Annotated in this window: 21 protein-coding genes and 2 pseudogenes; 18 read left to right on the top strand and 5 right to left on the bottom strand. The window is 25.7% G+C overall.

Features of this window, described 5'->3' with window-relative positions; all coding sequences use genetic code 4:
* Positions 1-61: 61 nt before the first annotated feature.
* A pseudogene (locus AACL03_RS00430) lies at positions 62-3,760 on the top strand (DNA-directed RNA polymerase subunit beta); the annotation flags it as partial.
* 36 nt (positions 3,761-3,796) lie between these two features.
* Entirely contained in the window at positions 3,797-7,549 is a 3,753-nt protein-coding gene (rpoC, locus tag AACL03_RS00425) for a DNA-directed RNA polymerase subunit beta' (protein WP_339040155.1), read from the top strand.
* A 76-nt stretch (positions 7,550-7,625) separates the two neighbouring features.
* On the opposite strand, the gene AACL03_RS00420 is transcribed toward rpoC, so the two are convergent.
* Entirely contained in the window at positions 7,626-8,801 is a 1,176-nt protein-coding gene (locus tag AACL03_RS00420) for a TIR domain-containing protein (protein WP_339038705.1), read from the bottom strand.
* A 149-nt stretch (positions 8,802-8,950) separates the two neighbouring features.
* Positions 8,951-9,658, bottom strand: a complete 708-nt coding sequence (locus AACL03_RS00415; protein ID WP_339038703.1) for a hypothetical protein — start codon at positions 9,656-9,658, stop codon at positions 8,951-8,953.
* Between the two features lie 176 nt (positions 9,659-9,834).
* Here AACL03_RS00415 and AACL03_RS00410 point away from each other — a divergent pair, with 176 nt between their 5' ends.
* Positions 9,835-10,014, top strand: coding sequence for a hypothetical protein (locus AACL03_RS00410; protein ID WP_339038701.1), 180 nt, complete (start codon positions 9,835-9,837; stop codon positions 10,012-10,014).
* A gap of 12 nt (positions 10,015-10,026) precedes the next feature.
* On the opposite strand, the gene AACL03_RS00405 is transcribed toward AACL03_RS00410, so the two are convergent.
* Positions 10,027-10,977: an IS30 family transposase gene (locus AACL03_RS00405; protein WP_339038665.1), complete on the bottom strand. Its 951-nt coding sequence runs from the start codon at positions 10,975-10,977 to the stop codon at positions 10,027-10,029.
* 273 nt (positions 10,978-11,250) lie between these two features.
* On the opposite strand from AACL03_RS00405, the gene AACL03_RS00400 reads away from it, so the two are divergent.
* Positions 11,251-11,571: an integrase core domain-containing protein gene (locus tag AACL03_RS00400; RefSeq protein WP_339038699.1), complete on the top strand. Its 321-nt coding sequence runs from the start codon at positions 11,251-11,253 to the stop codon at positions 11,569-11,571.
* Positions 11,572-11,821: 250 nt separating this feature from the next.
* A complete protein-coding gene (locus AACL03_RS00395) occupies positions 11,822-12,772 on the top strand; it encodes an IS30 family transposase (protein WP_339038665.1) in 951 nt (316 codons plus the stop codon).
* A 12-nt stretch (positions 12,773-12,784) separates the two neighbouring features.
* On the opposite strand, the gene AACL03_RS00390 is transcribed toward AACL03_RS00395, so the two are convergent.
* Positions 12,785-13,114, bottom strand: a complete 330-nt coding sequence (locus AACL03_RS00390) for a GNAT family N-acetyltransferase (RefSeq protein WP_339038697.1) — start codon at positions 13,112-13,114, stop codon at positions 12,785-12,787.
* Between the two features lie 170 nt (positions 13,115-13,284).
* Positions 13,285-13,689: pseudogene (locus AACL03_RS00385) on the bottom strand (IS3 family transposase); the annotation flags it as partial.
* Between the two features lie 274 nt (positions 13,690-13,963).
* Here AACL03_RS00385 and AACL03_RS00380 point away from each other — a divergent pair.
* From AACL03_RS00380 to AACL03_RS00320, 13 genes are all read left to right on the top strand, one after another.
* A complete protein-coding gene (locus AACL03_RS00380) occupies positions 13,964-14,899 on the top strand; it encodes a rolling circle replication-associated protein (protein ID WP_339038695.1) in 936 nt (311 codons plus the stop codon).
* A 388-nt stretch (positions 14,900-15,287) separates the two neighbouring features.
* Complete coding sequence (locus tag AACL03_RS00375; RefSeq protein WP_338974505.1) at positions 15,288-15,563, top strand: hypothetical protein; 276 nt, start codon at positions 15,288-15,290, stop codon at positions 15,561-15,563.
* 125 nt (positions 15,564-15,688) lie between these two features.
* Entirely contained in the window at positions 15,689-16,552 is an 864-nt protein-coding gene (locus tag AACL03_RS00370) for a hypothetical protein (protein WP_339038693.1), read from the top strand.
* Between the two features lie 2 nt (positions 16,553-16,554).
* A complete protein-coding gene (locus AACL03_RS00365; RefSeq protein WP_339038691.1) occupies positions 16,555-16,773 on the top strand; it encodes a hypothetical protein in 219 nt (72 codons plus the stop codon).
* Between the two features lie 29 nt (positions 16,774-16,802).
* Positions 16,803-17,036: a hypothetical protein gene (locus tag AACL03_RS00360; RefSeq protein WP_338960396.1), complete on the top strand. Its 234-nt coding sequence runs from the start codon at positions 16,803-16,805 to the stop codon at positions 17,034-17,036.
* 1 nt (position 17,037) lies between these two features.
* Positions 17,038-17,244, top strand: a complete 207-nt coding sequence (locus tag AACL03_RS00355) for a hypothetical protein (protein ID WP_174480862.1) — start codon at positions 17,038-17,040, stop codon at positions 17,242-17,244.
* 21 nt (positions 17,245-17,265) lie between these two features.
* Positions 17,266-17,520 (top strand): hypothetical protein, encoded by a 255-nt coding sequence (locus AACL03_RS00350; RefSeq protein ID WP_174480864.1) that lies wholly within the window; start codon positions 17,266-17,268, stop codon positions 17,518-17,520.
* Positions 17,521-17,531: 11 nt separating this feature from the next.
* Positions 17,532-17,906 (top strand): hypothetical protein, encoded by a 375-nt coding sequence (locus AACL03_RS00345; protein ID WP_338960394.1) that lies wholly within the window; start codon positions 17,532-17,534, stop codon positions 17,904-17,906.
* A gap of 2 nt (positions 17,907-17,908) precedes the next feature.
* Positions 17,909-18,112, top strand: a complete 204-nt coding sequence (locus tag AACL03_RS00340) for a hypothetical protein (protein ID WP_339038688.1) — start codon at positions 17,909-17,911, stop codon at positions 18,110-18,112.
* Between the two features lie 2 nt (positions 18,113-18,114).
* Positions 18,115-18,306: a hypothetical protein gene (locus AACL03_RS00335; protein WP_174479934.1), complete on the top strand. Its 192-nt coding sequence runs from the start codon at positions 18,115-18,117 to the stop codon at positions 18,304-18,306.
* Between the two features lie 2 nt (positions 18,307-18,308).
* Positions 18,309-19,370 carry a hypothetical protein gene (locus tag AACL03_RS00330; RefSeq protein WP_339038686.1) on the top strand — a complete coding sequence of 354 codons (1,062 nt, stop codon included), beginning with the start codon at positions 18,309-18,311 and terminating at the stop codon, positions 19,368-19,370.
* 9 nt (positions 19,371-19,379) lie between these two features.
* Positions 19,380-19,541 carry a hypothetical protein gene (locus AACL03_RS00325; protein WP_339038684.1) on the top strand — a complete coding sequence of 54 codons (162 nt, stop codon included), beginning with the start codon at positions 19,380-19,382 and terminating at the stop codon, positions 19,539-19,541.
* Between the two features lie 70 nt (positions 19,542-19,611).
* A complete protein-coding gene (locus AACL03_RS00320) occupies positions 19,612-20,535 on the top strand; it encodes a hypothetical protein (RefSeq protein ID WP_339038682.1) in 924 nt (307 codons plus the stop codon).
* Positions 20,536-20,655 lie beyond the last annotated feature (120 nt).

Genomic DNA, 20,655 nt, shown 5'->3' with positions numbered 1-20,655 from the left:
ACTAATTAACTGAAATCAAATTATTTGATTTTAATAAATTTTTAAAATTGGAGATGAACCAATGTCATATACTACAAAACAATTTGGTCATTATGCAAAAAGACGTGACTATACTAAAGTATCAGGAAATTTAGATCTTCCTGATTTAATTTCAATTCAACGTGATACTTATAAATGATTTATTGATACAGGAATACAAGAAGTATTTAATGAAATATTTCCGGTAACTGATAATGATAATCGTATTATTTTATCATTGATTGATTGAGAATTTCGTAAACCAAGAAGAACATTAAAAGAAGCAAAAGATGAGTCAAAAACTTATGAAGCACCAATCTATACAAAATTATCTTTATCAATTCATGAAAATAATCGTCATTTAACTATTGCTGCTAAAGATAATATTTTAGATTATTTAATGCGTTGAATTAAAGACCAATTTGGTATTAAAAACATTAATGAACCAAAAGTTAGCGATAATATATATTATTTTGAAGAAAAAAATGTTCATGCTAATAGTGAATTTTCAACTATTGAAGTTACTATTAAAAGTAGAGAAGAAGATGTTTTAATTGTTGATTATACATTAACTCGTGAAGGAGATGTATTTTTAGGTGATTTTCCATTAATGACACAAAAAGGAACCTTTATTATTAATGGAAGTGAAAAGGTTGTTGTTTCACAATTAGTTCGTTCACCAGGTGCATATTTTAAAATTGAAATTGATCCAAAAACCGGATTATATAAATTTTTAGGTGATTTAATTCCATCACGTGGAACTTGACTAGAATTTGAAACTGATTTTAAACGTAATAAATTAGTTGGTAATAAAAATGCAATTAAAGATATTATTCAAGTTAAAATTGAAAAATCACGTAAAATTGCAGTAACCACTTTACTTACTGCCTTAGGATTAACTAAAGATGATGTTATTAATATAATTGGTAAAGATGATGTTTTATTGAATACTTATGAATATGATGAACATCAAAATTGACCAGCAGCAGTACAAGAAATTTATAAAAAAATTAAAGCTGGAGAAACTGCCAGTGTTGATGGTGCTGCAAAATTTTTAACTGGATTATTATTTGATTCAAAAAAATATGATTTAACAAAAGCAGGAAGATATAAGTTAATTCAAAAATTAGCTATTACAGATCGTGTTTTAAATTACACTCTAGCTGAAGATATTAAAGATATTAGAGGTAAAGTTGTTTTATCCAAAAAAACAGTAATTGGTAAATCACAATTAGAAATTCTAAAAACAGTATTAGAAGAAGGAGCATGTTTAGTACCTTTAAAAACATCAATTAGTGATAGTGAACCAAAACATTATGTGCAGTTAATTAAAGTTTATAATGATAAAGAAAGATTAAATGAAGTTATTAATGTTGTTGGAATTAATCCTAAATGTAAAGAAGTAATTATTACTATTGCTGATATTTTAGCAACTCTTTCTTATATTTTAAATTTTGTTCATGGTATTGGTAATGCTGATGATATTGATCACTTAGCAAATCGTCGTATTCGTACAATTGGTGAATTACTACAAAACCAATTTCGTATCGGAATGGGACGTATTGAAAAAAATGTTAAAGAAAAAATGTCAACTACTGATAGTGATAAAATGAAACCAGCAAATATTACAAATAATAAACCATTAACAGCTGTTATTGGTGAGTTTTTTAACTTATCACAATTATCACAATTTATGGATCAAACTAATCCATTAGCAGAATTGGCTAATAAAAGACGTTTAACTGCTTTAGGACCTGGTGGATTATCACGTGATCGTGCTAGTTTAGAAGTTCGTGATGTTCACTATTCTCACTATGGAAGAATTTGTCCAATTGAAACTCCTGAAGGACCTAATATTGGTTTAATCAATAATTTAGCCACTTATGCTCGTATTAATGAATACGGTTTTATTGAAACACCTTACCGTCAAGTAATTGCAGGTAAAATTACTAATGAAATTAAATATTTAACTGCCGGTGAAGAAAAGAATTATATCATTGCACAAGCTAATATTGAATTAGATACTAATAATGTTATTAAAAATAATAATGTTATTGCTCGTAGTAATGGTCAAAATATTATTGTTGGACCAAACGAAGTTGAATATATTGATGTTTCACCAAAACAAATTGTGTCAATAGCTACAAGTTGTATTCCCTTTTTAGAAAATGATGATGCTAACCGTGCTTTAATGGGTGCTAATATGCAACGTCAAGCAATTCCATTATTAAAACCACAAACACCAATTGTTGGTACGGGTGTTGAGTATGCTGTTGCTCGTGACTCAGGATTAGCTATTGTTGCTAATTTACCGGGAGTTGTACAATATGTTGATTCTCATGAAATTATTATTAAATCAGAAGATGAAATAACAACTTATGAGTTAAGTCGTTTTGAACGTAGTAATCAAGGAACAGCAGTAACTCATGTGCCATTAGTAAAAGTTGGTGATAAAGTTGAAGTTAATCAAATTTTAGCAGACGGACCTTCAATGAAAGATGGTGAACTTGCATTAGGACAAAATGTAATTATTGCTTTCATGACTTGACATGGTTATAACTATGAAGATGCTATTATTATTAGTGAACGTTTAGTAAAAGATGATGTTTATACTTCAATGCATATTGAAGAATATAATTTAGAATGTCGAAAAACAAAACAAGGTAAAGAAGAAATTACACGTGAAATCCCTAATACTTCTGAACAATCAAGACGTTATCTTGATGATGAAGGAATTGTTTTAATTGGAACTGAAGTTAAAGAAGGAGATATTCTTGTTGGTAAAGTTACACCAAAAGGTCAAACACAATCAACTGTTGAAGAAAAATTATTAGCAGCTATTTTTGGTGAAAAATCACGTAATGTTAAAGATAATTCATTACGAGTACCTAATGGTGGTGGTGGAATTGTTCAAGGTATTAAACGTTATAAACGTGAAGATGGTTTTGACTTACCTTCAGAAGTAGAAGAAGTAGTTAAAGTATTTATTGTACAAAAACGTAAAATCCGAGAAGGAGATAAAATGGCTGGAAGACACGGAAATAAAGGTGTTATTTCTAAAGTCTTACCAATTGAAGATATGCCTTTCCTAGAAGATGGAACACCGGTTGATATTATGTTAAATCCATTAGGAGTACCATCGCGGATGAATATTGGACAAATTCTTGAATTACACTTAGGAATGGCTGCTAAAACTTTAGGAATTAAAGTAGCAACCCCTGTTTTTGATGGTGCAAAAAATCAAGACTTGTTAGATATTATGAAAGAAGCAAAATATAATGACTTTGATAAATTAACATTATATGATGGTTTAACTGGTGAAAAGTTTGCCAAGAAAATTTCAGTTGGTGTTATGTATATGTTAAAACTATCACACATGGTAGATGATAAATTACATGCTCGTAATGTGGGTCCATATTCATTAATTACTCAACAACCATTAGGTGGTAAGGCACAAAATGGTGGACAAAGATTTGGAGAAATGGAAGTTTGAGCATTAGAAGCTTATGGTGCTGCTCATACTTTACAAGAAATCCTAACTATTAAATCTGATGATATTAAAGGTAGAATTAAAACTTATGAAGCGATTCTACGTAATAAACAAATTCCAACGCCAGGTATCCCTGAATCATTTAATGTTTTAACAAAAGAACTACAAGGTTTAGGAATAAATATTGTGTTAATTGACGAAAAAGGTCAAGAACAAAAAGTGGTAACTTACGATGAAGAAGTCGAAAGTTATCTTGAGGATTAGAAAAGGAGTAATAAATATATGCAAATGCAAAAAAATTCAAAACATTATACTGCCCTTAAAATTTCTCTTGCTTCTCCCGATCAAATTCGCTCATGATCACATGGAGAAATTACAAAGCCAGAAACAATTAATTATAAGTCATTAAAACCTGAAAAAGATGGATTATTTGATGCACGAATATTTGGACCAACTAAAAATTATGAATGTACTTGTGGTAAATATAAGAAAATAAAAAATAAAGGTAAAGTTTGTGAACGTTGTTTAGTAGAAATTACTGAAGCAATTGTTCGACGTGAACGTTTAGGACACATTGAGTTAGAAGAACCAGTAACTCATATTTGAATGTTAAAGGCTTCTCCTTCAAGAATTGCGTTAGCATTAGATATGAAAGCTAAAGACTTAGAAGAAGTAGCATATTTTGTTTCTTATATTGTTTTAGATCCAGGGACTGCTAAAGGTTTAAAACAAAAAATGATTATGGATTTAGGTAATGCTAAATCTTCAACTGATACTCGTAATCGTTTACGTAAAGTATTTGCACAAATTTTAGAACAATTAGAACCTTCTTCTTTTGCTTATACTCGTGCTCAAATGTTAACTGATACTTTAGCAGATACTTCACGTCCATTTTCAATGGATGAATGTGCTCAATTTATTACTAAACATACTGGAACAAAATTTGGAATTGGTGCTTCAGCTATTGAGTATTTATTAAAAAATATTAATTTAGAAAAAGAATTTCTTGCCATTAAAAAACAATTGACAAACAAGAAATCACAAACTGATCGTAGAAAACTAGAACGTCGTTTAGATGTTATTGATTCATTTGCTAAATCAGGAAATAAACCAGAATGAATGGTATTACATGCTATTCCGGTGATTCCACCTGATATTCGTCCAATTATTCAGTTAGATGGTGGTCGTTTTACAACATCAGAAATTAATGATTTATATCGAAGAATTATTATTCGTAATGAACGCTTAAAAAAAGTAAAACAAATGGGAGCACCAATCTTAATTATTAATAATGAAAAAAGAATGTTGCAAGAATCAGTTGATGCTTTATTTGATAATGAACGTAAAGCACGTCCAGTAACAGGAAGAGATAAACGTCCATTAAAATCTTTAACTTCAACATTAAAAGGAAAACAAGGACGTTTCCGTCAAAACTTATTAGGTAAGCGTGTTGATTATTCAGGTCGAAGCGTTATTGCTGTTGGTCCGGAATTAAAAATGTATCAATGTGGTATTCCTCGTGATATGGCAATTATTTTGTTCAAACCTTTTGTTGTGCAAAGATTAGTTCATCAAGAATTAGCTTTAAATATTAAAATTGCTGAAAAATTAATTGAAATTCAAGATGAACGAATTTGAGATGTTTTAGAAGAAGTAATTAAAGATCGTCCTGTCTTATTAAACCGTGCTCCAACTTTACACCGTTTAGGAATTCAAGCATTTGAACCAATTCTAGTTAAAGGGAAAGCTATTCGTTTACACCCACTAGTAACTCCTGCTTTTAATGCTGACTTTGATGGTGACCAAATGGCTGTTCACGTGCCAATTACTCAAGAAGCAGTAGCTGAAGCAAGAAGTTTAATGTTAGGTTCAAAAAATATTTTAAGTCCTAAAGATGGTAAACCAATTGTTACGCCAACTCAAGATATGGTTCTTGGTAATTATTATTTAACTATTGAAAAATTAGATGAATTAGGTCAAGGTTCAATTTTTAAAGATGTTAATGAAGCAATTAAAGCTTATGATACAAAACAGGTTTCATTACATGCTATTATTGGAATTCGTGTTGCTAGTTTAGGTGCAAGTAAATTTGCTGCTACCGATCAAAATAAATTTTTAATTACTACTATTGGTAAGATTATTTTTAATCAAATGTTTTCAGAAAGAATGCCATTTATTAATCGCCCAAATATTATTAATTTAACTGAAACTCATAATGAAGATTTAGTTGCCACTGATGTTGATTTTCGTGAATTTATTAAAAAAAGAGTTATTGTTGAACCATTTAAGAAAAAAGCTTTAGCAGATATTATTCATAAATATTTTAAAACTTTTGGAACTCAATTAACTGCACAAATGTTAGATAAAATGAAAAATCTTGGTTTTAAATTTTCAACAATTTCAGGAACAACAATTTCTGCAGGCGATGTTGTATCTTATTCAGGTAAAACAAGATTATTTAAAGAAGCAGATGAATATGTTAAAACAATTAACAAGTTTTATAAACAAGGTATGTTAACTAATCGTGAGCGTCATTACCATATTATTAATAAATGAAGTGGTATTAAAAACAATATTCAAGTTGAACTAGAAACAGTTTTAAGAAAAGATATTGAAAATCCAATCTTTATGATGTGAGATTCAGGTGCTAGAACTAATATTAGTAACTTTACTCAATTAGTAGGGATGCGTGGTTTAATGAATAATCCAAAAGGAGAAGTTATTGAATTACCAATTAAATCTTCATTCCGTGAAGGATTAAATGTTTCAGAGTTCTTTATTTCTACCCATGGTGCTCGTAAAGGAATGGCAGATATGGCGCTTAAAACTTCTGACTCAGGTTATTTAACAAGAAGACTAGTTGACGTTTCACAAGATATTATTGTTACTGAAGAAGATTGTAATACCGGTAATGGCTTTATAATTAGTGACGTTGTTGACCAAAAACGTAATAATATTATTGTGCCGTTATGTGACCGTTTATTTGGACGTTTTGTTCAAGGTGATGTTGTTGATAGTAAAAATAATGTAATTGTTGCAAATAATGAATTAATTACTGAAAAATTAGTAGAAACAATATTAGAGGCAAAAATTACAAAAATAAATATTCGTTCAGTTTTAACTTGTGAAGCAAGTTATGGTGTTTGTCAAAAATGTTATGGTATTAATTTAACAACAGGTTCTATTGTTGCTATTGGCGAAGCAGTTGGAATTATTGCAGCGCAATCAATTGGTGAACCAGGAACTCAACTAACGATGAGAACTTTCCATACTGGAGGAGTTGCTGGTGGTAGTGATATTACCCAAGGATTACCAAGAATTAAAGAATTATTAGATATTACTAATCCCAAAGGTGCTGTTGCTATTATTAGTGAATTTGATGGTAAAGTAACAGATATTCGTGAAGAGCAAGGAATTTATACAATTACTGTAAAGTCAAAACTTGACTATAAAGAATACAAAACTCAATATAATGCGCAGGTAAGAATTAAAATTGGTGATAATGTTAAGATTGGCCAAAAACTAACTGAAGGTGCAATTAATATTACACAATTACTAGAAGTAGCAGGAATCATTGAAGTTCAACAATATATTTTAAAAGAAGTACAACGTGTTTATCGTTTACAAGGAATTGAAATTTCTGATAAGTATATTGAAATTATTGTAAAACAAATGTTGAATCGTATTTTTGTAGTTGAAGGTAATGATTCACCATTATTGCCTGGAGCGATTGTTGATATCAAAGAATTTAAGAATGTTAATGCCAAAATTATTGTTGCTGGTAAAAAACCTGCTTTTGGTCATCCAATTATTTTAGGGATTAAAAAAGCACCATTAGAATCAGAATCATTCTTGGCTGCTGCTTCTTTCCAAGATACAACAAGAGTATTAACTAATGCTGTTATTAAGTCAAAACAAGATAATTTACGTGGTTTAAAGGAAAATGTTATTTTAGGAAACTTGATACCGGCCGGTACTGGTTTAATGCCAACTGAGAAGTTAATAGGTATGGGTAATTCTTCACTTGAAGAAGAATACTAAATTAAATTAAAATAAAAAGTGAGAATTTTATTCTCACTTTTTAAATATTTATATTTTATTTTATTAGTTGTATGTTTTAAAGATAGGATAAATATATTTCTGGACATTCTTGTGTATAATTAATTTTACCAGAATTTATAAATTTTTTTGTTTTTTTATTAAACACTTGCATTGTTTTTTCAGATTTTTCTTTTGCTTCACATTCTTCTGAATTATCTTTTTTATGGAGATGTATTCTTTTAAAATTTTCGTCTTTCAGTATACTTGTTTCTTGTAGTTCACTACCAATTCCATTATCTTTACTATTATGTTTTAAAGATAATTTTCTTAAAAGATTACTTTTATTATCATCTTTAGTAAAGTCCGTTGTAATTTCTTGTAGTAATTGATTGTTAATTTCACTATCTTGACTTAAAGTTAATATTACATTATTTATTTTTTCCTCTGATTTAGAAGGTACTACGATATTACTATCATCATCTTCGTTAAAATCATTATCTTTATTTGAAGTTAATTTTGCATTATCTATTTCTTCGTCTGATTCAGAAAGTATTTCAATATCACTATCTTCTTCTTTAAAACCATTATCTTTATTTGAAGTTAATTTTGTATTATCTATTTCTTTTTTTTCATTAAAAACAGTATCTTTAGTATTATCTTTTAAAACAGTTGGTTTTAAAAAACTAGGGCTGATAACATTTTGATAAAACATTTCTTCTTTTTTATGATTAGATTGAACTTTATCAAGTAAATTTTTAAGAATTATTATATCTGAAAAGATTTCATCATAAGTAGCAATAATTGCATGTTTATTTATTACGGTTTCATATATTCTTTGACCAGCATTTTCTTGGGTGATTAAAGAAGAATAATCACAAGTGTTATTAAAATTACAATTTGTTTTTGCTTTTTTAATAAAATCAGCAGTTAAAAGTATTATAAAACTATTTATCTTCTTTCTTCTATTTAAACTTCCATATTTATTTAATGAAGCTTCAATTTCTCAGTCAATATGTTGTCTACATTTTGTATGTATTCCTAGAATAAGAATAGTAATAGTTGTATCTTTTAAATGATTTTGTCTAATAGTTTTAGCGATTTCATTATTTGATCATGTGGTATCAATATCCCCTATTTCTACAGACATGTCTTTTATATTTAAATAATTAGCATACTTTTTAATTAACTCTGCTAATTGGTCTTTTTCTTCTTGTTCTCTTAGATGATGATATGAAATAAAAATTTTTCTCACTGTTTAACTCCTTTTTTTAACATTATTAAAAATTATGTTTTATAATTTTTTTGATTATAAAACATAAGTCTTAATAGGTAATTTTAAAGATATTGTTTTAAAAATTTAAATTTGTTTTTTACTTATATTTTATTTAAACATTTAATATTTTAATCTGTGTAGTTTAATAATTTTTTGATTTGTTCATTAGTTGCAGTTGAAAGTGAAAGTATTGAAATAAAATATAAGTATTTGTTTTCTATTAAATCTTTTCTAACTTTATCAATTTGGTTTCAAAAATCTTCGATTTCTTTTTTGCTTAAATTTTCATCATTAATGATGAAATTACCATTAGTGTCTATTTTTGTTAGTGATCTACTAGCAATTAAGATTGGTCTGATTTTTAAATTCATAATTTTTAAAATTACATCTGTTACTAAGTTATTGTTATCGGAAGTTAATAATAATTGTTTACTTTCATCAAAAGTATTTTTAATACTTTTAATTGCTTCAGAAACTCTTCCTTCGGATTTATTTACTAATATTGAACTTGTCAAAATTATAAAAAAATTTCAGGCAATTTTTGTTGGTTTTTTATTAATTCCACTTTCTGATTTTAGAAATTTTTTAAATAAATTTATATCAACATCTCTAATAAATATTTCTTTAAAATATTTTCTTAGTTTTATTTTTAATTCTTTTTTCGTTCCTATGATTTGACTAAAATCATTTGAAGAAAGTATTCTTTTAACTTTGTTTTTTTGTTTATAATTTAATAAAAATTTTATTAGTAAAAACATTAAAAGTAATATAAAAGAAATAAGTAAGCTAGAACCAGAAATAACACCTATTCAACTAAATACTTCATTTTGACTCAATTTAATTTTCCTTTCAAATAACATGAAATATGATATTGATATTTAATCTTAATTATACATAGACATAATAAAAAATAAATATTTATTAAGTGTATTTTACAAATTTTTGAATATGTGAAAGGGTCACCCCTAAGTTGCAAAAAACAATGTTTTAAGTTAGTAAGGAGACTCTTTTTATGACAAGATATAGTAAGGAACTAAAATTAAAAATAATAGAACAATATTTTGCTGGTAAATCTGCCACAACATTAAGCAAAGAAAATAAAGTTAGTAGAAAGATAATTTATATTTGATTTATAGCACCTAATTTACTAAAACAATCTGATGATAGCATTAGTTTTAGTGCTAAATTGTAAAGGTAAGTGCAACTAAATTATTTTTCTATCCAAATATTCGATTGGTGAAAGATAATTTAGTATTTTTCTCGGTTTTTGATTTAAAGACAATATAAATTTATGAACTTCATTTTTATTAGTTTTTGAAAAAATAAATTTTTTAGGAAATTTTTCTCTAATTAAACCATTAGTATTTTCATTAGTACCTCTTTGTCAAGGTGAATATGGATTGGCAAAATAAATTTTTACATCTAAATTTTTTTCAAGTTGTTGTCAATTTGAAAATTCTTTGCCACGATCAAAAGTAATAGTTTTAACAATGTTTTTAGGAAGAATTGATAAATAATAACTGACATTTTTATTAATAACTTTAGTAGTTCTGTTTTTAACTAATATTGCTAAAGTAAATCGTGATACTCTTTCAACTAAAGTTATTAAACATGATTTGCTTTTACCTCGTGATGATACTATAGTATCTCCTTCTCAATGACCAAGTGTTATACGATCATTAACATTTATATCTCGTTCTTTAATTGATTTACCATTAAACTTGCCACGATTTTCTTTAGATTTTCGTTTTTTACCTTTTCTTCTTAAATTTTTACTAGTAACTTTATCAAGCATTCCAAAATAAATTCAAGTATAAATTGTTTTAAAACTAATAACTCATTCTTTATGAAAATTTTTAATTCTGCCATAAATTTGTTCAGGTGATCAACCTAATAGTAATTTTTGTTGTACATATTTTACTAAATTCTTATTTTTAAACTTATGAAAACTAATATGTGATTGTTTTCGATTTTCAGCTTTATTTTGTGCAATTAATGAAAAATAATGATTATTATCTTTATTTCTATTAATTTCTCGAATAATAGTACTAATACTTCGATTAAGATTTTTAGCTATTTCACTAATTTTAAATTTAAATTTCAATTGATTCTCAATATAAATTCTTTCATCTATGCCAAGATGTTTATAACTCATATAAAAACTCCTTACTTTTTTCTAAACTAAATTTAGCATTATGAAATTTTTATATGAGAATTTTTTGCAATTTTATTTACTTGCACTTACAAGTATAACTCAGCTAGTGTTAATAAACCATTAGAAAAAATTGCTTTAGATATTAGTGAATTTAAAATTAATAATCAAAAATTATATTTATGAGCATTTGTTGATTTTTATTCACGAAAAATAGTACATCACCACTGATCTAAAAATCAAGAAAAATCACATCTTATAAAATCTTTAAAAAACATGTCTAATAAATATAATTTGCATAATACAATCGTTTATACTGATCGCGGAATACAGTTTAGAACTCATGATTATTGAAATTATGCTAAAAAAAATAATATTCAATTAAGCATGACAGATGGCTATGCTTCATATCAAAATGCAATTGTTGAAACTGTATTTAAAATTTTAAAAGTTGGTTATTTTAAAAGACAAAAATTCAAAAATATAAATGTATTTTTATTACATATGAATCATGGTATTTGAAAATATAACAATACAAGATTCCATACAAAAATAAAAAATATCCCAGAAAAAGTGTTTCAATTACTTTTTCACTAGAGTGTAATTATTGCAACTTAGGGGTGACCCTTTCCCTCAAAATATCAAAAGTGGTCCAGTAAATTAGGAACTAATCACCTTTGAAAATTAAATTTATTGTTGGATAAGGTAAATTAAAATTATCCAATTCTTTTCTATCATTAAATGCTGAGTTATACTTGTAAGTGCAAGTAAATAAAATTGCAAAAAATTCTCATATAAAAATTTCATAATGCTAAATTTAGTTTAGAAAAAAGTAAGGAGTTTTTATATGAGTTATAAACATCTTGGCATAGATGAAAGAATTTATATTGAGAATCAATTGAAATTTAAATTTAAAATTAGTGAAATAGCTAAAAATCTTAATCGAAGTATTAGTACTATTATTCGAGAAATTAATAGAAATAAAGATAATAATCATTATTTTTCATTAATTGCACAAAATAAAGCTGAAAATCGAAAACAATCACATATTAGTTTTCATAAGTTTAAAAATAAGAATTTAGTAAAATATGTACAACAAAAATTACTATTAGGTTGATCACCTGAACAAATTTATGGCAGAATTAAAAATTTTCATAAAGAATGAGTTATTAGTTTTAAAACAATTTATACTTGAATTTATTTTGGAATGCTTGATAAAGTTACTAGTAAAAATTTAAGAAGAAAAGGTAAAAAACGAAAATCTAAAGAAAATCGTGGCAAGTTTAATGGTAAATCAATTAAAGAACGAGATATAAATGTTAATGATCGTATAACACTTGGTCATTGAGAAGGAGATACTATAGTATCATCACGAGGTAAAAGCAAATCATGTTTAATAACTTTAGTTGAAAGAGTATCACGATTTACTTTAGCAATATTAGTTAAAAACAGAACTACTAAAGTTATTAATAAAAATGTCAGTTATTATTTATCAATTCTTCCTAAAAACATTGTTAAAACTATTACTTTTGATCGTGGCAAAGAATTTTCAAATTGACAACAACTTGAAAAAAATTTAGATGTAAAAATTTATTTTGCCAATCCATATTCACCTTGACAAAGAGGTACTAATGAAAATACTAATGGTTTAATTAGAGAAAAATTTCCTAAAAAATTTATTTTTTCAAAAACTAATAAAAATGAAGTTCATAAATTTATATTGTCTTTAAATCAAAAACCGAGAAAAATACTAAATTATCTTTCACCAATCGAATATTTGGATAGAAAAATAATTTAGTTGCACTTACCTTTACAATTTAGCAAATATAAATCCATTTTTTAAATAAAAACTGTAAGCTCTAGTATTTTGTTCATTGACATCAACTTGATTTATATTAAATTCTTTAATTAATTTTTTTAATATTTTTGAACCAAATCCTTGATTTAAATAATTTATATCTAAAAATAAAGCTTCTAATTTTTGTTCTAAAATAATCGAAAATCCAATAACTTGGTTATAATCATTTTTATATCATAATTGAACATTTAAATTATTTAAATTTTCTTTTAGTGTTTTATTAAATAACAAAAAATGTTCATGTTTTAAAAACACATGTGTTTTTAAAACATTTTTTTCCAAATTTTATGAACCAAATTAAAATCTTTATTTTCTTTTACTATTATATATTTAAGATTTTCCACAAATTTTTCTTCCTTTATGTACTGTTTTTAAATTTTATCACATAAAGTGTTGCCTTTTCAACTAAAATGGCATTGGTTAGATAAGTGGAATGGCAACACTTTTTAGGACTATTTTTTGGTAGACATTTGTTTTTGATAATTAATTGGAGTTAAGTAGTTTAGAGTGCTATGAATTCTTATGTTGTTATATCAATTGATATAATCAAATAATTGTAGTTTTAATTGGATAAATGATGTAAAAATTTGTTATTAATAAATTCGGTTTTGAAAGTTTTAAAATTTGCCTTAGCAACAGCATTGTCATAAGGACAGCCTTTTTTGCTTAAAGAGCGGGTAATGTTGAATGCTAGTAAAAGTTTATTAATAGTTTTATTATTAAACTCATTACCGCGATCAGTATGAAATATTTGGATATCTTTTAAACAGCGATTTGATTGCTTAAATGCTTTATGTACCAATGATGCATCTTTTTAGTACCTACACTATATCTCCAATAATTTCACGGTTAAATAGGAAAGGGTCGCCCCTAAGTTGCAAAAAACAATGTTTTAATTTAGTAAGGAGACTTTTTTTATGACAAGATATAGTAAGGAACTAAAATTAAAACTTAGATAAAAAAATATTTTTTGTTAAAATATAATTGATTTAGTTAAGTATCATTTTTCACCGCAAGTGTAAAGTTTGATACTTTTTTTATTTTCTATGATAAGATATATAAAGATTTATATTTATTTATAAATCATTCAATTTTATTTTTATAAAAATTTCATGCGAGGAATGTTTATAAATGAATATTTCATATAATTTTTATGTTAAAAAAATTTTTTATGCTTGTTATGTTAAAAATGTTGTTTTACCTATTGATATGTTAAAAAATGAAAGAAATAAATTAGGTATAAAGAATATTGGTAATATTACTAAGTTAAGAAATAATAACGTTCGTACTAAATGTAAATTAGTTCAAAAAGCATTACATAATTTTTATAATGCAAGAATTTTAAGTTTTTTAACTTTAACTTATCATAAAAATGAAACTGATATTAGAAAAGCAAAACATGATTTACAATTATTTTTTAAACGTTTAAAACGTTGATGAAATGACCCTAAACGTTCTAAACATTTAGGTGAATTAAGATATTTTTATGTTTATGAATATCAAAAACGAGGAGCCGTACATTTTCATATATTATTTAATCGTAAAATACCTTATAGTATGATAACTAAATGATGACCACATGTTGGTAATAATAAAGGTATTGATTTAAAAGTTGTACATAAAGGTACAAATGAATTTGTGGTTAAATATTTGAGTAAATATGTAACAAAAGTACAAGAAAATATTAAATCTTTAAATCAAAAAGATGTTGGTATTCAAGCATATTCTTTTAGTAGAAATTGTAAAAATCCGCTTGTAGTTCGTGGTACTAAAATGTTAAGTTTACAAAAATTAGTACAAGCATGTGAAAAAGCAAAAGAATTTTATTTATTTAAAACTAAACCAAATGAACAAGGTAATACTCAATTAATTGGCGGAAGTTATGATTATGTTGTTACTAGTGATTATTTTAAAGATTTTAACTATTATATAAGTTTAGATAGTTTAAGATTTAGGTATTGATTAAAAAATAAATTTAATAAAAATGAAGTTTTAGATTTTCTTTATAAAGTTTTTGATAAAACTAAAATTGAAAAAATATTTTTAAAAAATCGTATTCTACATTAATTTTAAATTTTTTCAAGTAATATATATACTATATTTGTATTTTATTTTGTTTTTGTTATACTTTTATTATAGTAAGTAATGTTTATTTTACTCGCATGGAATAAAATATTACTTACTTTTTCATTTTTATATTTATTGATTTTTTTATAATATTTGATATTATTAATTTATAAGTTTATATTGTTTTAGATTAGTTTTTAAATAATATTTTACTTATTTGAATTGGTAACAGTTCCATGCGAGGAATAGTTAAATATTAATATTAAAAACTTTTTATTTATTAAATTAATTTTGTATTTATAATATTTTTAATTTAATTACTTAATTGTTTGCCAATTCAATCTATTATTTTTTTTATTAAAATTTATAGAAAGGATTGGCAATTTTTATGTTTAAAACTCAATTAGTTAATATTGAAAAAGATAAAATGATACCCGATAAAAATAATCAAGGTAAGTTTTTAAATTTTGATGTTTTAACTTTTTTGGAAATTAATAAACAAACAAATATACCTACTGGTAAAGTAAGAGACAAATGGTATAATCCAACAGTTGTTAATGATTTTTCAAAATATTTACATAAATTAAATTTAAAAGTTGGTAATTATTATAATTTAGTTTTGGATTTATCCGGTACTATTGTAGATATTACTGAATGAAAATAATGTATAAAATAAAAATTAAATAAGGGGCTTATATATGGATTATATATTTTTCATTTTAAGCCCCTAATGGATTAGATTATAATTCATATATAAGCTCCTTATTAATAAAGTAAGGAGTTTTATTTATGCCTAATGAGTTAGAACAAACTAGTAATTATACTTTAACTAAAATTTTAAGAATTGGATTAAGTCCATTAAGTGCTATGGTTGGAGTTAGTGCTTATTATGGTCAATATTTAAAAGACCCAGTATTAGGTTCTATTAATTCTTTGTTATTTAGTAAAAAGTTAGGAATTGATATATGGAATATTAATCAAAGACTAACTACTAGAAATAAAGTTATTAATAGTTATAAAAAGATATTTTTAGGTTTAGGAACAATTGGTTTAATAAATTATGCTAAGTTTGTTCAGTATGTAGATAAGTTAGTTTCTTTATTAAGAGATGAACCTTGTTTTTGACCACCATGTCCTACTGAACCACCTAAAACAACGTATCCACCATTTACAACTGTTAAACCGATAATTGATGTTCCTTTTGTAGATTGAGATACTTATATATCTTTAAATAGTTTTGGTATAGCAAATGTTATTAGTGGTTTAACTGAGTTAATCCCTAATAGATTTCAAAATATAAGAAAGATAGCAAATATGGGTACTGGTGGATGTTTGATTAGTAGTGGTGTTGCTATGGGTATTAATAATAATTTTAATAATTATTTTGCTATTCCTACGATTATTGCCGGTGCAAGTGAGATTATTAATACTTTATTATTGCCATTGGGAAGTACACATAATAACAGTGAATTACAAGAAATATTTACAGATGAAAGAGCAAAATTAATTAATGCTAGTGTTAGTGATTATCAAAGTACAAATGACAGTATGGTTGATGTTGATTTAAATGATGATAATATGTCGGAGATTAATTTAGATAGAGCAAGTTTAAATTGGGATTATTCTTATGCTTATACATTAGGTGGTGTTTAATAATGGAAAATAAAGAAATTAAAAAAAAGTGGTATGACACTCCTAAATTTCATGTTTTTTTGTTTTATTGTTGGTTTTTTTCTATGGTTTGAACTGTTGCTGAAATACATAATATTATAAATGGTAATTTTGATTTTTTTATTGGTTTAGATTTAGGCATTAATATTTTACTTTTTGTTTTAGTAATTTTTTATGAGTTATTTAGTTTAATTGATTTTTAAAAAAAAAGAAAAAAAGGAAGTGATAAATAATGGATATGAAAGAAATTATAAAATATGTGTTATATATTGGTGGTTTTTGTTTAATTCTTTGATTTTGTAGAAATTGAATACGTGAAGGTATAGAAAAATATAAACATAGAAAACATGTAAAGGAGAATGATAGTGAGCCTGATTGTATTTTTTGTCGTAAAGATTTTGAAAAGAAGAAACGTAAATTAGAAATGGAAAAACAACAAAAAGAATTAGAGAAAGGGGGTGATTAATATGCCCGCTGGACTATCAGCATTATTAACCATGATAGGTGGTGTAGGACAACAATTATTAAATGCTTTTACTTATATTTTTGGTTGAGTATTTACTACTGGTGATGGTGGAACACTTACAAATTGACCAGTGTTAATTTCAATTGTATTTATGGTTCTTGTATTTATTAAGCAGTTTGTTGGTCATATTATCCATGGAACTCATTAGTAATTAGAAAGGAGTAAGCAAATGGTAAAGTTATTTTTTAGTTTGGTTTTTGTTTTACCATTATTGGGTAGACTTTTACCAGTTGTTAATACTTTGGTACAAACTATTTATATGCAGTATTTAAGTTCTTTTGCTGGATTACATACTGTGACACTTTTTATTAAGTCGTTTTTTTATGATAGTTTATACACTTTACCTTTGCCTATTCTTGCTTTAATAAATGTTAGTTTTGTATTTTATTTAATTTTAGGATTATTTAGATTTACAAGACATTAGGATGTGAAATTATGTTTATACCTTTTATTACAACTGTTATGCAATTATTTGCTTCAATTTTTATGAAGTTTTTTAGTTTTCCACTTGGTGATTTAGGTTTTAATTTAGGTACGTTAATGATATTTTTGATTTTGCTTAGATTTGCATTTAGGGTTATTTTACCCGAATTAATGTTACCAACATTAGGTTTAGGATATGCTGTTAAGTTCATTGGTAAAAGTTCTGTTTCTTTGGGTGTTGGTACTGGTCAACAAATTGCTAAGAGTTATCAAAGACGCGTTGAAAAAGTAAAAACAAGAAATAAACAACAAGGTAAGTTTAAAGGTGGTGCTGGCGGTAATAAGTTTACTGGTAGTTCAACTCGTGACTTTGGTATTGGTGATTAATTATGTCTAATTTTGTTATTAGTATATTGCATTTTATTTTTATATTTTCTAGTAATGATATTGGTATATTTTTAAATCAAACTAATATTACTGATGAAGTTTATATTTTGTTTAATTTGACTTTTTGATTGGTATTAGGTGTATTTTTAATTTTATTTATCGTGTTATTAAATTTGTTTTTAGGTCATTGTTTGGGTAGGTGTTAAGTATGAGTGTTTTAGAAATTTACAATAAAATACATCAATGTATAGTTGATTATTGAACTATGTTTATAGGTAATCCAGTTGATGATTTTACTACTATTTTATGAAATTTAGTAGTTTATGGAACACAGTTTTTTATTGGATTTGTTTTGTTTTATGGTTCATGGTGAATTTTAAAATGTTTGTTTGGTAAATAATTATGTGATTTAAATTTGCTAAATTGTTTTTTGTTGTAAATACTTCTGTTCAAGCACCAACTTCTTTAATTGTTTCAAATGACCCTAATGTTGTTAATTATGATATTAAAAAAGAAATGATTAAACACGTTAAGTATAATGATTTTAATGATTGAGCAACTATTCCATGAAATTCTGCTTATTTTGACATTGACCAACCGGATTTAAAATTAGTTAGTGGTGAAATTATAGGTGGTGTAGATAATGATTTGGATTTTGAATATCAAAGTGATGTTGTAGGTGTTAAAAAGACAACACTTAATACTGGAACTGGTGTTTATTCTTTTAGGAGATATCAGTTAGATGATATTTCCCGTATTATGTTCAATCATAATTTTATTCAATATGGTAAAAAAAATCGACTTCTTATTCATAATGTAAATCATTGAGTTAAACCTTTAAATTTACGTTTTGAATTAAATTTTGAAATTGATAAACCTTTAAGTTTTTATATTCAAGGTTTTATGTTTTATTTTAATTATGAGGCTTTTTCTACATTTACTGGTGATTTTTCTTTTAGTTTTTTAGATTATGTTGGTGATACAAAATATGTTTTTAAAGGAAAGATTGGTAATGATGTTTATATGCAAGATTTGTATAATTTTGTTACTATGCCGGTTCGTGTTCCAAATTTAAGACATTTAACTGTATTTTTTGATATTCATGGAACTACAAATTTAACTATTCCACCAGAGGTTTCATTTGGTCAAATTAATATTTTTTCAAGTGAGAAAGTAACACCAGTTCCGCCAAATAGTCCTTTTAACCCTGAGTATGAGCGTGTTAGTTGATATGATGTTTTTGGTCATTTGCGTAATGCTTTTAGATGAGTACTTTATGGTGTTGTTGGTAAAGTTTTACCAGTTGAACCATTAAGAGAATTTTTTACTAAACTTGATGGATTATTGAGGCGTATTTTTGATGATACTATTAGTTCTGTTTTAAATGTTGATTTTACTAGTGGTTTAGAACAAGTTTTAACTTTATGAGTATTTTTAAAAGCAGTTGGATTTTTAGTTGGTTAGGAGTTTATTATGAAAAAGAAAGATTTATTTGAAATTTGTAGTGGAGTTATTTTTTGTTTTTTAATATCATCGTTTACTGCGTTATTTTTTGATTTTGATGTAGATAAATTAAAGTTATTTTTTGAAAATGCTAGTTTTGGTTCAAAAATTTTATTTTTCCTTTTATTTTAAGTTCATATTTTGTAGATTTTTGTTTTTGAATTAAAAATAAGTTTAAAAATAAAAGTAAGGTGGTTAAATAATGCCTTGATATGGTTATTTACTTTTAGGAGTTATATTATTAATAATACTTTATCCATTTTTAATAACTAGAAAAAATATAAAGATATTACAACGTGTAGGTAGTTATATTATTTCAGCACCACCACGTACTGGTAAATCTGCTCTTGCTTGTTGTTTAGCACAAAAACATAAGGGTAGGGTAGTAAGTCCTATTCCTATTAAAGTTCGTAATGAATATAGTTATCGCTGTTCTTATGATGATGTTTTTAAATTTAATCAATTAAATAGTAATTATGCTTTTAAAGAGTGTGATATGGTTGTTTTAGATGAGTTAGGTTTGAAAATTAATAGTAATGATTTGTCGCCCGAATTTAAAGAAACACAAGAAAGTTTAGGAATGTTTTGTAAATTAATAGGTCATAATTTTAATGGAATTATGTATATGATTGAACAACACCCCGATAGAATACCAAAACAAGCACGTGAAAAAGTGGAATATATTGTGCAAGTTAAAAGAATGCGTATTTTGTTATTTTTAGTTAAGTTTAAACTAAATATTTATACTAATGTTGATGATTATAATAAAGTTGTATTATCTAAAAGACAAACAAAGCGAATAATTAAACGTGGTGGATTACCACCTAGTTATAGTGGTGAAACTATGACTTTTAGTTTATGATTTCCTAGGTCTTATTTACAAAGATATAATAGTCGTGCTTTAAATTATATTCATTCTTTAAAGAGTGAATTAAGTACTGTTAAAGACTATGAACAATCACAAGCATTAGATTTTACTGTTGATGATATTAGAGCAGTAGGATTAGATAAGTTGGATAATATATTACAAACTGAAAAGAAAGAAACTCAAAATACTGTATGCCGTACTTGTTATTATAGAAATAAATATTCTAAGAAAAATAAGAAAGATGTTAAAATAGAGTAAACCTATATTATTGGTCGAAGCCAACCAACCAAGGTTCTGGTTGGCTGTGGCGTTTACGCCACTGGGGTGAGTTGCGAAGCAACGAGGGGCAAAGCCCCTATATACTTGATTTGATTTATG

The organism is Spiroplasma endosymbiont of Andrena trimmerana (assembly GCF_964019575.1).
Taxonomy (GTDB): Bacteria; Bacillota_I; Bacilli_A; order Mycoplasmatales; family VBWQ01; genus Spiroplasma_E.
Note: the sequence above shows the minus strand (reverse complement) of the source record. Positions and strands in the feature narration are given on the sequence as shown.